Source organism: Nocardioides zeae (assembly GCF_030818655.1).
GTDB lineage: Bacteria > Actinomycetota > Actinomycetes > Propionibacteriales > Nocardioidaceae > Nocardioides > Nocardioides zeae_A.
Genome location: NZ_JAUTAN010000001.1, coordinates 2,847,131 through 2,861,882, shown reverse-complemented (window position 1 = coordinate 2,861,882; position 14,752 = coordinate 2,847,131). Strand labels below are relative to the sequence as shown.

The following is a 14,752-nucleotide window of genomic DNA, read 5'->3' as shown; positions in this document are numbered from 1 at the left end:
GAGCCGACCGCCGAGGCGCGTGCCGCCCTCGACGCGCTGGGCGTGACCTACGTGCCGGTGGTGGCCGAGGTCTGACCGACCGTCGTCCGGCGCATCACCCGCTCGCCCTCAGAGCGGACGGGGGTGTCCGACCTCACCGCAGCACGACCACCACCTCGCCCCCCTCCGCCCGCTCGCCGTCGGCGACCCGGACTGCGTCGATCGTGCCGTCGCGCGGTGCCGTCAGGGGAGCGTCCAGCTTCATCGCCTCGACCGTGGCGAGGGTCGAGCCCGCGGTGACCTCGTCGCCGACGGAGACGTGCACCGTCACCGTGCCGGCGAACGGAGCCCGAAGCGACGTCCCCGGCTTCGTCGCTTCCCCGGCGGTAGCGACGTGCCGCCGGCTGGGCAGCCACGCTTCCAGCAGCGGCCCATTGCCTGCGCGGGCCGTCCCCACGGCGGACGCCTCCTCGACCAGGCGGCCCGGGAGGCCGATGTCCCACGCGGTGCGCGCCATGCGGCGTGTCGCCCCCGCTGCCCGCCAGCCGCCCTGCGCGACCGATGCTGCCAACGCTCGGGCACGCGGGCGCGGATCGTTGTCGACGAGCTCGGTGACCAGGCCCCAATCGAGGGCCTCCGTCCCTTCGAGCACCTTGCCGCCGATCAGCATCGCCGCGGTCCGTTGGCTGCCGACCGCACGCGGGAGCAGCCAGCTGGCTCCACCGTCCGGGGTGAGGCCGATGCGGCTCCAGGCCGGGATGAACCGGGTGGCCGGCGTCGCCACCACGAGATCGGCGAGGAGGACGAGGGAGAAGCCGGCGCCCGCCGCCGCACCCTGCACGGCAGCGACGACCACGCGGTCCGCCTCGTGGAGGGCCAGCACCGCTTCGTGCACTGTGGTCGCGACCTCGGAGCACCAGGACGGCGGCTCCTCCGCCATGGCTCGCACGTCGCCGCCCACGCAGAAGTGGTCGCCCGCGGCCTCGACGAGCACGACGCGCACCTCGGGATCGGCCACGAGGGAGCGCGCAGCCGACGACAGCTCGCGGGCGCTCGCGAGATCGATGGCGTTGCCCACCGCGGGACGGGACAGCTCGAGGACGCCGATCCCGTCCTCGACAACGACTTGGATGTGATTCATGATTCACTAGCATCGTTCACGGCGCCGAGTTCGGCAACGAGTTCGCCCAAACGGCTAGCGGAGTGAATGGAGATTCGCTTAGTGTGGCGCCCGTCACCCCGAGGAGGAACCATGGACCAGCTCGCCCCCGAGTTCGACGTCGTCTCCCTGTTCGACCGCCGTGCCGACCAGCGCTGGAACCGCGTGAGCGTCGCCGACATCGTGGAGCGCCTGACCTGGAGCGTCCCGGAGAAGGAGGCGCTGGTGGGCGCCGAGGGCGCCTACGGCGACCCGGCCTTCGCCCGGTTGACCTTCCGGGCGCTCGACATGCTCATGAACCGCGTCGGCCACGCCCTGCGGGCCGCCGGGCTCGAGCGCGGCGACCGCGTGCTGATGATCTGCGAGAACAGCGTCGAGGGCTACGCCTTCAAGCTGGGCGCCGCCAAGGTCGGCGTCGTGGTGGCACCGCTCAACCCCAACCTGGCCCCCGACGTCGTGGCCCACCTCGTCGAGCGCCTCGAGCCGCGTCTCCTCGTGGCGGACGCCGAGCTGTGGCCCAAGGTGGCCCCGGCCTTCCCCGACGGTCATGCGCCGGACGTGACGATCGAGGTCGGCGGCGGCCGCGTCGGCGACAGCCGGACGTTCAGCGAGCTCGTCGCCGACCAGCCGACCGACGAGCCCGTCGCCCGTGTCCACGGTGACGACATCTGGGAGATCCTCTTCACGTCGGGCACGACGGCGATGCCCAAGGGCGTCATGGAGTCGCACACGACGGTGACGCTGGCGGCGCACGGCTTCGCGCTGAGCCTGACGCGCGGCCTGCGGTTCGAGTCCGACGTCAAGGTCGCGACCTTCCTGCCGATGATGTACCACGTCGGCCACTACGTCTTCGCCCTCGCCGCGATGGTCGCCGGCGGGTCCGTCGTGCTCGGGCGCAGGCCGGACCCGGCGAGCATCGCCGCCGCTGTCGAGGGCGAGCGGGCCACCGCCCTGTGGGGTGGGGCGCCCGCGATGCTCAAGGCCCTGCTCGCGGAGGTCGACGAGCGTCCCCGCGACCTCTCGAGCCTGACCGTCGCGGTCTACGGCTGGGCGGCCCTCCCGCCGACCGTGCTCAAGGGCCTCCGGCACCACGCCCCCGACCTCCAGGTGGTGGAGATCTTCGGGCAGACCGAGTCGATCGCGTGCCACCGGTTCTGGCCGGACATGCACCCCGACGTCTACGAGGCCACCGCCCCCCAGCAGAACTACGTCGGGCTGCCCAGCCCGCTGCTCGCCTCGCGCGTCGTCGACATCGAGGGCCAGCCGCTCGACGGGCTCCCGGGGGTGGCCGGTGAGGCGGTCTACCGGTCGCCGGTCATCGCGGCGGGCTACTACAAGGACGAGGCCGCCACCCGCGAGGCGTTCCGGGACGGCTGGTTCCACTCCGGCGACAGCTGTCTCTACGACAACCAGGGCCTGCGCGTCATGGTCGACCGCTACAAGGACCTGGTGAAGTCGGGCGGCGAGAACGTCTCGACGATCCGCGTCGAGGCCGTGGTCGCCCTCCACCCGGCCGTCGCCAAGGTGGCCGTCGTCGGTCTCCACGACGAGCGGTGGGGCGAGGCCGTCACCGCGGTGGTCGTCCCGGTGGACGACTCCGGGACCTCGCCGACCCTGGAGGCGGAGATCATCGCGTTCGCCCGGGAGCGCCTGGCCGGGTTCGAGACGCCCAAGCGCATCGTCTTCCAGAGCGCCCTGCCGGAGACCGTGGGCGGCAAGGTCATGAAGTACAAGCTGCGCCAGGCCCTACAGGCCTGAGCGCGCTCTCCCTCTCCCATCTCCCCGTGGCGCAGGTCGCCACCGCCCGACCCGAGGACAACCCATGAACTTCGAAGAGAGCTACGAGCACGCCAGCCTCCGCAAGACCGTCGCCCAGGTGTGCGCGGGCTTCGGTGACGACTACCTCCGGCGCGTCATCGCCGAGGACGGCCGCACGCACGAGCTGTGGTCCGCCCTCGGCGAGGCGGGGCTCCTCGGCGTCAACCTCCCGGAGGAGTACGGCGGGGGCGGCGCCGGCATCGCGGAGCTCGCCATCGTCGTGGAGGAGGCAGCGGCCTCGGGCAACCCGCTGCTCCTGCTCCTCGTCTCGGCCGCCATCTCCGGCGAGGTGCTGAAGGACGTCGGCACGGACGAGCAGAAGGCGCGGTGGCTGCCCGCGATGGCCGACGGCTCCGACAAGATGGTCTTCGCGATCACGGAGCCCGACGCGGGCTCCAACAGCCACCAGATCAGCACCAAGGCCGTGCGGGACGGCGACGACTGGGTGCTCTCGGGCACCAAGTACTACATCTCCGGCGTCGACGAGGCCTCCAACCTCCTCGTCGTGGCGCGCACCGGGACGAGCCCGTCGGGTCGGGGCGAGATGACGCTGTTCGTCGTCCCGACCGACGACGAGCGGCTCCACCGGGCCCTCATCCCCGTCGAGGTGCGGGCGCCCGAGAAGCAGTACACGCTCACCTTCGACGGCGTCCGGGTCGGCGACGACCGACGGGTCGGCGAGGTGGGGCGCGGCATGGACGTCGTCTTCCGGGGGCTCAACCCCGAGCGCATCACGGGCGCGGCCATCGAGACGGGCATCGCGCGGTACGCGCTGGGCAAGGCCGCGGCGTACGCGCGCGAGCGCACGGTGTGGGGCGGCACGCCCATCGGTGCCCACCAGGGGGTGGCCCACCCGCTGGCCGCCGCCGCGATCGACGTCGAGCTGGCGCGCCTCATGACGTCGCGGGGCCGCGTGGCTGCACGACAACGGCCTGCCGGCGGGGGAGTCGTCGAACATGGCGAAGTACGCCGCGGCGGACGCGGCCCTCAAGGCGCTCGACGCCGCGATCCAGGCCCACGGCGGCAACGGCCTCGCCACGGAGTACGGCCTCGCCCACCTGTGGGGGACGGCGCGCCTCCTCAAGGTCGCCCCCGTCAGTCGCGAGATGGTGCTGAACTTCGTCGCGACCCACACCCTCGGTCTGCCCCGGTCCTACTGACGTGGGCGTCGCGCCCCGGCCGCTGACGGTCGTGACGAGCGGCCCGGAGCAGCTCTTCGGCGTCTCGCCCGTCGCGCAGGAGGGAGCCGAGCTCGTCGCGACCATGCCGCTCGGCCCGGGCACGCGCGTGGGCGGCCGCCCCCAGGCCGCCGCGCTCGGGGTGCTCGTCGACGACGTGCTCGGCTACGCGGTCAACACCCTCGCCGCGGGCTGGTCGGTGAGCACCGAGGTGTCGATGGACCTGCTCACCCCGCTGCCCGCCGACGGGTGGGCGGAGTGCCGGGCGCGGGTCGTGCACGCGGACGCGACGGGAGCCGTCACCGAGGGCGTGGTGACCGTGGGCGGGGACGTCGTGGCGCGGGCGGTGCTGCGGGGCCGGTTCCGTGACCACGAGCCCGATCCCGCGGTGCTCGCCGCGGGGCGCACCGTCGACCTCGGTCCGGTCGACCGCACCGACCTCGACACCGTGCTGGGCGGCGGGGTCGCCCAGCGGGCCCGCGGCCTCACGGTGCGGACGTCGTCGCGCTTCGCCAACCCCCTGGGCAACCTCCACGGGGGCATGCACGTCTGCTTCCACGAGCGCGCGGCGGCACTGGCCGCCCCGACGCTGCCGTCGACGGCCTCGGTGCGGGTGCAGCTCGTCCGCGGCGTACCGACCGGGGTCGACCTCGAGCTCGTCCCGCGCGTGCTGCACGCCGGCCGCACCCTCGCCGTCGTCGGCGTCGAGGCGCGGGACGGCGACGGCCGGCTCTGCAGCGCGGCCACCGTGGTGCGCCACCACGGGACCTGACGTCGCGGGTCCGCACCGGCAGCGCCGTACGGCGTTGCTAGGGTCCGGGTCCGGAAGTGGTCGGCACCGCGGAGCGAGGGGGTGGGTCTGGTGGCGCAACGCACCCGCGACCCGGACCGTCGGGAGAAGATCCTCGAGGCAGCTGCCGGCCTCCTCGCCGACAACGGCTACCACGCCGTGTCCATGGCCGAGATCGGCGAGCGCGCCGGCATCGTCGGCTCGGGCATCTACCGCCACTTCGGCTCCAAGGCCGCGATCCTCGTCGAGCTCTTCGAGCGCGTCATCGACGACCTGCTCGAGCAGGGGCGGGCAGCGGTGGAGGGCACCACCGACCTGGCGGCGGCCCTCGACGAGCTGGTGCGCGGCCAGGTCGGCTTCGTCGTGCACAAGCGGCACCTCGCGCAGATCTACCACAACGAGATCTCCAACCTCCCGCGCGAGGACCAGGTGCGCCTGCGCCGCAAGCAGCGCCTGTACCTCGAGGAGTGGGTGCACGTGCTGGCCGAGCTCGAGCAGACGAGCGAGCCGGTCACCCGCACGCGGGTGAACGTCGCCATCGGAGCCATCCAGGCGGTGCTCTTCCACCAGGTCGTCCTGCCGGACGACGAGCTGACCGCGATGCTGACGAAGTCGGCGCACGCGATCCTGACACTCGCCTGACCGCCCGGGACCGGGTGTCCCGCGCGGCGTCGCGCTCGACCGCATTAGTGAACGGTCGTTAACCTCCCTGCCTCGTCGGGCGGCTCGGTCGGTCACGGCGCGCCCGCCCTGGCGTCCTTGCATGAGGCAACTGCGCTAGTCCACCCACCTCTAGTGAATGACAAATCACGAAATCCTTGTGAATCCAGGTTCACTCGTGCCACGCTGTGCGCCACGTCACACAGATGGAGGAGCGGCATGGAACGGTGGGTTGGTGGACGCGTCGTCAGGACGCGTCGGTGCTGGGTCGGGGGTGTGGCGGCGATGTCGGTCGTCGCCCTCGCCGGTTGCGGATCGGCGGGCCCGGCGGCCTCGGGTCCGCAGGGCGGCGACGGTCTGCCCGACACGGTGCGGCTGATGGTGAGCGCCCCGCTCACCGGGCCGGCGGCGTTCGCGGGCACGGAGGCCGAGAAGGGCTACGAGCTGGCCGTCGAGGAGATCAACGAGTCCGGCTTCCTCGGCGAGGGCGTGACCCTGGAGATCGACGTCAAGGACACCCAGGCCTCCGTGCAGAAGGCCGCGAGCGACTTCACGGCGGCGGTCTCGGACCCCGAGGTGTCGGCGGTCCTCGGTTCGCTGAGCAGCGGTGAGGCCGTGGCGCAGTCGCCGATCGCCGAGAACCAGAAGATGCCGACGGTCTACATCCAGGCCGGCTCGCCCGGTGTCGTCCTCGGCGACTACACCTACCGGTTCCCGACGCCGATGAGCGAGTACTACGACGTCCTCTCGACCTACGTCGAGGAGGAGGGCTGGGACTCGGTGGGCGTCGTCTACGCCCCGTGGATCCCCACGCTGAAGGACGTCGGCGAGGTCGCCCTGCCGGCCATGGCCGAGGAGCTCGGCATGGAGGTCACGGCGTCCGTCGCGACGCAGCAGACGACGCAGGACTTCAGCGCGCCGATCGAGCAGGTGCTCGCGAGCGACCCCGACGTGGTCTCGATCCTCCAGATCGGCCCGGCGAACGCCACCGCGATGCAGCAGCTGCGGCAGGCCGGCTACGACGGCCCCGTCCTCGGCAACTCGTCGGCGGGCGCGGGCACGCTCGCCCCGGCGGGAGCGGCCGGTGCCGGCATGGTCTGGCCGGTCGACTTCGCCCCTGGCGCGGACGACCCGGCGGTGCAGGAGTTCGTCGAGCTCTACCGCGAGGCCAACGACGGGGAGGACCCGTACCCCTACGCCGCCGAGGCCTACGACGCCGTGTGGTTCGTCGCCCGTGCGCTCAAGGAGGCCGACAGCGCCGGCCGCGAGGAGCTCAAGGACGCGATGGCCACCATCGCCGCCGAGCCCTGGACCGGTGCGCTCGGCACGGACCACACCTTCGAGGACAACAGCCTCGTCGTCGGTGGCGTGGCCGTCGAGTGGGACGGCTCGCAGGAGAACGTCCTCTACAGCGCCGAGCGCTGAGCGCGTCCGCGGCCCCGCGGCCGCGGAGCGCCGGCGGGGTCGGGGACCGGCGCGTCCGGTCCCCGACCCCGCCCTCGCCCACGGTCCCGACGGACCGGACCACCGTCACCAGAGAGGGGACGCCTGCTGTGCAGGAACTCGTCGCCATCGCGAGCCTCGGCTCCGTCTACCTGCTCTTCGCGCTCGGCCTGAGCACCGCGTGGGGCACCATCGGCATCCTGAACTTCGCCCACGGGGCGATCTTCGTCTCGGCGGCCTACGGCTGCTACGAGCTGCTCGAGGTGCGGCAGCTGCCCGTGCTCGTGCTCGCCGTCGTGGCGGTGCTCATCGGCGCCGCCATGTCGCTCCTCATGCAGGTGCTCGTCTTCGACCAGGTGCGACGTCGCGCCTCGAGCGAGCGCGCCGCCGAGACGCGCATCCTGATCGGGGGGATCGGCGTGGCGATGCTGCCCATCGCCCTGGCCTCGCACCAGACCAAGAACATGGCGTTCGGTCTCTCGGCCTCGGGCTTCGAGGCCAGCGTCTGGACCATCGGCGGCGTCCGCGTCAGCTCGGTCCAGGTCGCCACGGTGGTCTGCGCCGTCGGGGCGGCCGCCGCGCTGGCGTGGTACCTGCGCCGTACCCGCGCCGGGCTCGCGCTCCGGTCGCTCGGTGTCGACGACCAGGTGGCCGCGCTGATGGGCATCGACCGACGCCGCTACGCGTGGGCGACCATGGCGGTCGCCGGGGGCCTGGCCGGCCTGGCGGGGGTGCTGCTCACGCTCAACCTGGGCGCGATCTCCGCCGAGAGCGGCGACGCGCTCCTCATCAAGGCCTTCGCCTGCGTCGTGCTCGGCGGGGTCGGCAGCACGCTCGGCGTCGTCGTCGGCTGCTTCACGCTCGCCGCCTCCGAGGTGTGGGTGCTGACGCAGACCAGCGGCATGTGGGTCGAGGCGGTGTCCTTCGGGATCATCTTCGCCGTCCTCCTGCTGCGCCCCCAGGGCATCTTCGGCCGCCAGGAGGTGCGACGGGTATGAGCGCCTTCTACGCCTCCAACCTGGTGCTCGTCCAGGCCACCCTCGTCGCGATCCTGCTCGCGCTCAGCATCCAGGTGCCGCTCCGCCTCGGCGTGTTCTCGCTCGCCGGTGTCGGGTCCTACGGCATCGGTGCCTACGTCTCCGCCAACCTCGTGCTGCGCGAGGAGATGGGCGCGGTCCCCACGATGCTCGTGTCCGGCCTGGTGGCTGCGGCGGTCGGCCTGGTGCTCGGCGTCGTCATCTACCGGCTCGCGGGGCTCTACCTGGCGATGGCCACCATCGCCTTCGACCTGACGGTCGGCGTGGTGGCGCTGAACGGCGGGGAGTGGACGGGCGGACCCGTCGGCCTCTTCGGGGTCTTCGCCGACCTCACCATGGGCCTGCTGTTCGGCACGGTGGTGCTCGTGCTCGTGCTGGTGCACCTCACCGAGGTGGGCCGGCTGGCGCGCCGCATCACGACCGTCCGGGAGGATCCGGAGCTGGCCGCCTCCATGGGGGTGAACGTCCGGGCCTACCGCCTGACCGCGTTCGTCGTCAGCGGCTTCCTCGGCGGGCTCGCCGGCTGCCTCAACACCCTGACCCGCTCGGCCGTCGGCCTGCAGGACGTCAGCTTCCACCTCGTCGTCGTCGCGCTCACCACGATCATCGTGGGCGGTGCCCTGTCGTGGCGTGGCGCCGTGATCGGCGCGGTGCTCTTCACGTGGCTGCCGAGCGTCCTCGAGGTCGTCGGCGAGTGGCAGGAGTTCGTCTACGGGCTCATCGTCGTGCTCGCGGCCATCTTCCTCCCCACCGGCCTCTACGGCCTGTGGTGCTCGGCCCGCCGGCGGGTCGTGGAGCGGTTCCGGCCGCCCGTGCGCCCGCGGCGGCCGGACGAGCCCGACGTACCGGCCGCCACGGTGGCCCCCGAGCACGAGGTGGCAGCCCGATGAGCAGCGCGAGCACCCGGCACGGCACGGTCCCTGCTGGACCGGCGGGCCCCGTCGGCGTCCCGGGCACCGGGACCGCGGTCCTCGAGATCCGGGACCTGGCCGTGCACTACGGCGGCGTGAAGGCCGTCGACGGCATCACGATGACGCTCGCCGAGGGCGGGATCTCCGGCATCATCGGCCCGAACGGGTCCGGCAAGAGCACGCTGGTGGCGGCGCTGACGCGGTTGACCCGCCTCACCCGCGGCGAGCTCACGGTCGGGGGCACCCGCTACGAGCGGGTCCGCCCGGGCCGGGTCCCAGGACTGGGGATCGCGCGCACGTTCCAGACGGTGCGGCTCCTGGGCGACCTGTCGGTCGCCGCCAACGTCCAGTTGGGGTACGACGCCCGGTCGCGCGCCGAGCGACGCGCGCCGCTGCGGGGCCTCCCCGGCCCGGTGGCCGAGGCGCTCGAGCGCACCGGCCTGACCGACGTCGCCCGGGCCCGCCCGTCCGAGCTGTCCTACGGCACGCAGCGCCGGGTCGAGATCGCGCGCGCGATCGTGATGGACCCGCGGCTGCTCCTCCTCGACGAGCCGACGGCGGGCATGAACGCCGCCGAGCGGGTCGAGATCTCCGCGCTGATGCGGCAGCTGCGCTCGGAGGGGCTCTCGCAGCTGCTCATCGAGCACGACGTCCAGATGATGCTCGACACCTGCGACCACCTGTTCGCGATGGCGCAGGGTCGCCTGCTGACCGAGGGGCGGCCGGCCGACGTGGTCGCCGACCCACGGGTCCAGGAGGCATACCTCGGGAAGGGGTGGAAGGCCGATGCTGCAGATCAGTGACCTGCACGTGAGCTACGGGCACGTGGAGGCCGTCGCCGGGATCGACCTCGAGGTCCGGCCCGGCCAGGTCTCGCTCGTCCTCGGGCCCAACGGCGCGGGCAAGAGCACCACGCTCAACGCCGTCGCCGGGGTGGTGCGACCGGCCCGGGGATCGGTCCGGGTCGGCGACCTCGACACCACGGGCCTCCCGGCCCACCGGGTCGTGGGAGCCGGGGTCGCGCTCGTCCCCGAGGGCCGTCGCGTCTTCGCGCCGATGACGGTCGAGGAGAACCTCCGCCTGGGGGGCCACACGACGGCGCCGGGCCGGGCGCGCGAGGTGCTGGAGCGGATCTGGGAGATGTTCCCCGTGCTCCACGAGCGGCGCCGGGGGGCAGCCGGGCTGCTGAGCGGCGGGGAGCAGCAGATGCTGGCCTTCGGGCGTGCGCTGATGTCCGACCCGGCGTTCGTGCTGCTCGACGAGCCGTCGATGGGTCTCGCCCCCGCCATGGTCGACGTCGTCGTCGAGAAGGTCGGGCTCATGGCCGAGAGCGGGATCGGCGTGCTGATGGTCGAGCAGAACGCGGAGGCCGGTCTCGGCATCGCCTCCGACGTGACGGTGGTGAACCGCGGGCAGGTCGCCTTCCGCGGCACCAGCGCCGAGGTGCGTGCCGACGCGTCGGTGCTGCGCGCCTTCCTGGGGGAGTCCGCGCTCGCCGAGGGCTGAGCCCCGCGCCGTACGAAAGCCACGACGGGACCTTGACAGGACCCGTCCGCCAAGTAATAGTGAATTCACTTTCACTAAAGAAGGAACGACGATGACACGCAACGTGGTGAGGGTCGGCAACGGCCAAGGTTTCTGGGGCGACTCCGCCCGCGGTCCGCTGCAGCTGGTGCAGGGCGGGGGCATCGACTACCTGACGATGGACTTCCTCGCCGAGGTGACGATGAGCATCATGCAGAAGCTCCGCTCGCGGAACCCGCAGGCGGGCTACGCGACCGACTTCGTCGCCCAGCTCGAGCGGATCCTGCCCCACTGCAAGGAGCACGGGATCAAGGTCATCGCCAACGCCGGCGGGGTCAACCCGGAGGCGTGCGCGGCGGCCGTCGACGACGTGGTGCGCCGGTTGGGGCTCGACGTCGTCGTCGCCACCGTCGGCGGGGACGACGTCATGGCGGACCTGCCGCGCCTCCTCGAGAGCGGTCACGGACTGACCAACATGACGACCGGGGCCCCGCTCGCGGACGAGCTCGACCGGGTGCAGAGCGCGAACGTCTACCTCGGGGCGTTCCCGATCGCCGAGGCGCTCGCCGCCGGTGCCGACGTCGTCATCACCGGGCGGGTCACGGACCCGTCGCTCACGCTGGCGCCGCTCATCCACGAGTTCGGCTGGACCGAGGACGACCACGACCTCCTCGCAGCGGGCACGGTCGCCGGACACATCCTCGAGTGCGGCACGCAGTGCACGGGCGGCAACTACGACCGCTGGGAGTCGGTGCCCGACCTGGCCGGCATCGGCTACCCCCTCGTGGAGGTCGCCGCGGACGGGACGTTCGTCGTGACGAAGAAGGCCGGCACCGGCGGACTCGTCGACGTCGGCACGGTCACCGCCCAGCTGCTCTACGAGCTGGGGGAGCCCGAGCGCTACCTGACCCCCGACGTCGTCGCCGACTTCACCTCCATCCGCCTCGAGCAGGACGGCCCCGACCGGGTGCGGGTGCACGGGGTGCGCGGCAGCGCGCCCACCGACACCTACAAGGTGTCGATCAGCACCCTCGACGGGTGGCGCACGACGGCCCAGCTGACGGTCGGCGGACCGGATGCCGCGGCCAAGGCCCGCCTCACCGCCGAGATCCTGCTCGCCCGCCTCGCCGAGGAGGGCGTCGTCTTCCCGGCCGAGGACTGCCTCGTCGAGGTCGTCGGCACCAACGTGCTCTACGCGGACATGCTCCCCGAGCCGGCGACCGCCCCCTCCGAGGTCGTGCTGCGCGTCTCCGTGCGCTCGACCGACAAGGCGGCCGTCAACAGGCTCGGCGCCGAGCTGGCCTCGCTGCTCACCTCCGGCCCCCCGGGTCTCACGGGCTTCGCCGGAGGACGCCCCAAGGCGAGCGAGATCGTCGGCTTCTGGCCGGCCCTGATCGAGAAGTCGGCCGTCGAGGCCCGCGTGCAGGTGAAGGAGGTCGTGGCATGAGCACGACGACCGTTCCGCTGGGCCGGGTGGCCTCGGCCCGCTCGGGAGACAAGGGCGCCGACGCCAACATCGGGCTCTGGACCGACGACGAGCGCGTCTTCGAGGTGCTGCGGGAGCAGGTGACCCCCGCGCGGGTGGAGGCGCACTTCCGCGCGCTCTGCCGCGGCGGGGTCGAGCGCCACGAGCTGCCCAACCTGAAGGCGCTGAACTTCCTGCTCCACGACGCCCTCGACGGCGGGGGCGCGGCGTCGCTGCGCACCGACGCGCAGGGGAAGACGCTGTCGCTCGGCCTGCTGCAGATGACCGTCGAGGTGCCCACCGAGCTGCTGGGATGACCGTCCGGATCGGGCTCGCCGACGCGCAGGACGCCCGCGTCCAGGAGGCAGCGGCCCGCCTCGTGGCCGCCGGTCGGGTCGTGCCGGTCCTCGTCGGGACCGCCGGCGACGACGCACCGCCCGGTGCCGAGCGGGTCACCGCGCCGGCGGGCACGAGCCCGGTCGACCACCTCGCCCGGCTGGTGGCCGAGGGCATCGTGGCCGCCGGTGTGGGCGGCAGCCTCACCTCCAGCGCCGAGATGGTCCGCGCCGGCATCCGCCGGTTGCGGCGCGGTCGCCTCGTCTCGGCCTGCTTCGCGATCGGGGGCCCCGAGGGCCGTTGGACGACGTACGCCGACTGCGTCGTCGTCCCCGACCCCGACGCCGCGCAGCTGGCCGAGATCGCGGTGACGGCGGCCGAGCACCACGAACGCACGTTCGCGGAGCGCGCCCGCGTCGCCATGCTCTCGTTCTCGACGGCCGGCAGTGCGGCCCACCCGCGGGTGCTGCTCGTGCAGGAGGCCACGCGCCGGGTGCGGGAGGAGCGACCCGACCTGCTCGTCGAGGGCGAGGTGCAGTTCGACGTCGCCGTGGACCCGCGGGTGGCCGCCCGCAAGGCGCCCGGGTCCCAGGTCGCCGGGGCCGCGAACGTGCTGGTCTTCCCGTCGCTCGAGGCCGCCAACATCGCCTACAAGGTGGCCGAACGGGTCGGGGGCGCCACCGCCCTCGGGTCGTTCGTGCTCGGGCTGGACCGCCCGTGGGTCGACCTCTCCCGCGGCTGCTCCACCGACGACATCGTCGCCACCGTCGACCTGCTCGCCCGCGCCGAGAGCGCCCACCGGGCATCGGACCCGATGGCGGGCTGAGCCCGCCCGGAAAGGAAGAGAACGATGAAGGTCCTCACCTCCACCTTCGACCTCGGCTCGGACGTCGCCGTCGCGAACCGCGAGGGCAACCTGGAGCGGATCGCGGAGCTCGACCGGCAGCTCGACCTCGCCATCGCGGGAGGCGGGGAGCGGTACGTCGCCCGCCACCGCGAGCGTGGTCGGCTGCTCGCCCGCGAGCGCATCGAGCTGCTCGTCGACCGTGACGCACCGTTCCTCGAGCTCGGCAACGTCGCCGCCTGGGGGACCGAGTTCCCCGTCGGGGCGAGCTGCGTGACGGGCATCGGCGTCGTGAGCGGCGTCGAGTGCATGATCGTCGCCCACGACCCGACCGTGCGGGGCGGCGCCTCGAACCCCTACACGTGGAAGAAGGTGCTCCGGGCCATGCAGGTCGCCCGCGAGAACCGGCTCCCCACCATCAGCCTCGTCGAGTCCGGCGGCGGCGACCTGCAGCGGCAGGCCGAGCTGTTCGTGCCCGCGGGCAGGCTCTTCCACGAGCTGACCGCGCTCTCGGCGGCCGGTGTCCCGACCATCGCGCTCGTGTTCGGCAACTCGACGGCGGGCGGCGCCTACGTGCCGGGCATGTGCGACTACGCCGTGATGGTGCAGAACCAGGCGAAGGTGTTCCTCGGCGGTCCGCCGCTGGTCAAGATGGCGACCGGCGAGGACGCCGACGACGAGAGCCTCGGCGGCGGCGACATGCACGCACGCACCTCCGGCCTGGCGGACTACCTGGCCGCCGACGAGGAGGAGTGCATCGCGATCGGCCGCGACATCGTCGAGCACCTCAACTGGCGCAAGCACGGCACGCCCGCCGCCGCGGAGGTCGACGCACCCGTGCACGACCCCGAGGACCTGCTCGCCATCGCCTCGGTCGACCTGAAGGTGCCCTTCGACCCGCGCGAGGTGATCGCCCGGGTCGTCGACGGCTCGCGCTTCGAGGAGTACAAGCCGCTCTACGGCACGGCCCTCGTCACCGGCTGGGCGACGGTCCACGGCTACCCGGTGGGCATCCTCGCCAACGCGCGCGGCGTGCTGTTCAACGAGGAGGCCAAGAAGGGCGCGGAGTTCATCCTGCTCTGCAACCAGACGGACACCCCGTTGATCTTCCTGCAGAACACGACGGGCTTCATGGTCGGCACGCAGTACGAGCAGAACGGCATGATCAAGGACGGCTCGAAGATGATCAACGCCGTCACGAACTCGAAGGTCCCGCACATCACGATCAACCTGGCGGCCTCGTACGGCGCCGGCAACTACGGCATGTCGGGCCGCTCCTACGACCCCCGTCTGCTCTTCACCTGGCCGAGCTCGAAGACGGCGATCATGGGGCCCGAGCAGCTCGCCGGCGTCATGTCGATCGTCGCCCGCCAGGCCGCGGAGAACGCCGGCCGGCCCTTCGACGAGGAGGCCGACGCGGAGCGTCGCGCGGCGCTCGAGGAGCGCATCGAGGCCGAGTCGCTCGCCCTCTACATGAGCGGCCAGTGCTACGACGACGGCGTCATCGACCCCCGGGACACCCGTGACGTGCTCGGGATGGCCCTGTCGATGTGCCACAACAACGAGGTGACCGGGACCCGTGGGTTCGCGGTCTTCCGGATGTGAGGA

At 72.7% G+C, this 14,752-nt stretch carries 14 protein-coding genes; 13 read left to right on the top strand and 1 reads right to left on the bottom strand.

The features are described from left to right. Nucleotides 1-133 precede the first annotated feature (133 nt). Nucleotides 134-1,120: an enoyl-CoA hydratase-related protein gene (locus QE405_RS13600; RefSeq protein ID WP_307201580.1), complete on the bottom strand. Its 987-nt coding sequence runs from the start codon at nt 1,118-1,120 to the stop codon at nt 134-136. A 111-nt stretch (nt 1,121-1,231) separates the two neighbouring features. Between QE405_RS13600 and QE405_RS13595 the strand changes: the two genes are divergently transcribed. The 13 genes from QE405_RS13595 (at nt 1,232) to QE405_RS13530 (ending at nt 14,749) form a co-directional block, all read left to right on the top strand. Beyond that, on the top strand, nt 1,232-2,896 hold the full coding sequence (locus tag QE405_RS13595) for an AMP-binding protein (RefSeq protein WP_307201578.1): 1,665 nt from the start codon (nt 1,232-1,234) through the stop codon (nt 2,894-2,896). Between the two features lie 64 nt (nt 2,897-2,960). Then, a complete protein-coding gene (locus QE405_RS13590) occupies nt 2,961-4,142 on the top strand; it encodes an acyl-CoA dehydrogenase family protein (RefSeq protein ID WP_444939686.1) in 1,182 nt (393 codons plus the stop codon). Continuing rightward, complete coding sequence (locus tag QE405_RS13580) at nt 4,118-4,906, top strand: PaaI family thioesterase (protein WP_163774301.1); 789 nt, start codon at nt 4,118-4,120, stop codon at nt 4,904-4,906. The genes QE405_RS13590 and QE405_RS13580 overlap by 25 nt, the downstream gene beginning before the upstream one ends. Before the next feature lie 90 nt (nt 4,907-4,996). Beyond that, nucleotides 4,997-5,566: a TetR/AcrR family transcriptional regulator gene (locus QE405_RS13575; protein ID WP_163774317.1), complete on the top strand. Its 570-nt coding sequence runs from the start codon at nt 4,997-4,999 to the stop codon at nt 5,564-5,566. 303 nt (nt 5,567-5,869) lie between these two features. Continuing rightward, nucleotides 5,870-7,009 carry an ABC transporter substrate-binding protein gene (locus QE405_RS13570; protein ID WP_163774318.1) on the top strand — a complete coding sequence of 380 codons (1,140 nt, stop codon included), beginning with the start codon at nt 5,870-5,872 and terminating at the stop codon, nt 7,007-7,009. Between the two features lie 128 nt (nt 7,010-7,137). After that, nucleotides 7,138-8,025 (top strand): branched-chain amino acid ABC transporter permease, encoded by an 888-nt coding sequence (locus QE405_RS13565; protein ID WP_307201575.1) that lies wholly within the window; start codon nt 7,138-7,140, stop codon nt 8,023-8,025. Next, the gene (locus tag QE405_RS13560) at nt 8,022-8,954 is read left to right on the top strand and encodes a branched-chain amino acid ABC transporter permease (RefSeq protein WP_163774320.1); all 933 of its coding nucleotides are present in this window, start codon (nt 8,022-8,024) and stop codon (nt 8,952-8,954) included. Before QE405_RS13565 ends, QE405_RS13560 begins: the two co-directional genes overlap by 4 nt. Continuing rightward, the gene (locus QE405_RS13555; protein WP_307201572.1) at nt 8,951-9,778 is read left to right on the top strand and encodes an ABC transporter ATP-binding protein; all 828 of its coding nucleotides are present in this window, start codon (nt 8,951-8,953) and stop codon (nt 9,776-9,778) included. Before QE405_RS13560 ends, QE405_RS13555 begins: the two co-directional genes overlap by 4 nt. Continuing rightward, nucleotides 9,762-10,481, top strand: a complete 720-nt coding sequence (locus tag QE405_RS13550; protein WP_307201569.1) for an ABC transporter ATP-binding protein — start codon at nt 9,762-9,764, stop codon at nt 10,479-10,481. The genes QE405_RS13555 and QE405_RS13550 overlap by 17 nt, the downstream gene beginning before the upstream one ends. A gap of 91 nt (nt 10,482-10,572) precedes the next feature. Next, entirely contained in the window at nt 10,573-11,946 is a 1,374-nt protein-coding gene (locus QE405_RS13545) for an acyclic terpene utilization AtuA family protein (RefSeq protein ID WP_163774324.1), read from the top strand. Beyond that, nucleotides 11,943-12,281, top strand: coding sequence for an AtuA-related protein (locus QE405_RS13540; RefSeq protein WP_163774326.1), 339 nt, complete (start codon nt 11,943-11,945; stop codon nt 12,279-12,281). The genes QE405_RS13545 and QE405_RS13540 overlap by 4 nt, the downstream gene beginning before the upstream one ends. Next, complete coding sequence (locus QE405_RS13535) at nt 12,278-13,126, top strand: phosphate acyltransferase (RefSeq protein ID WP_163774327.1); 849 nt, start codon at nt 12,278-12,280, stop codon at nt 13,124-13,126. Before QE405_RS13540 ends, QE405_RS13535 begins: the two co-directional genes overlap by 4 nt. Before the next feature lie 24 nt (nt 13,127-13,150). Continuing rightward, a complete protein-coding gene (locus QE405_RS13530; protein ID WP_307201563.1) occupies nt 13,151-14,749 on the top strand; it encodes an acyl-CoA carboxylase subunit beta in 1,599 nt (532 codons plus the stop codon). Nucleotides 14,750-14,752 lie beyond the last annotated feature (3 nt).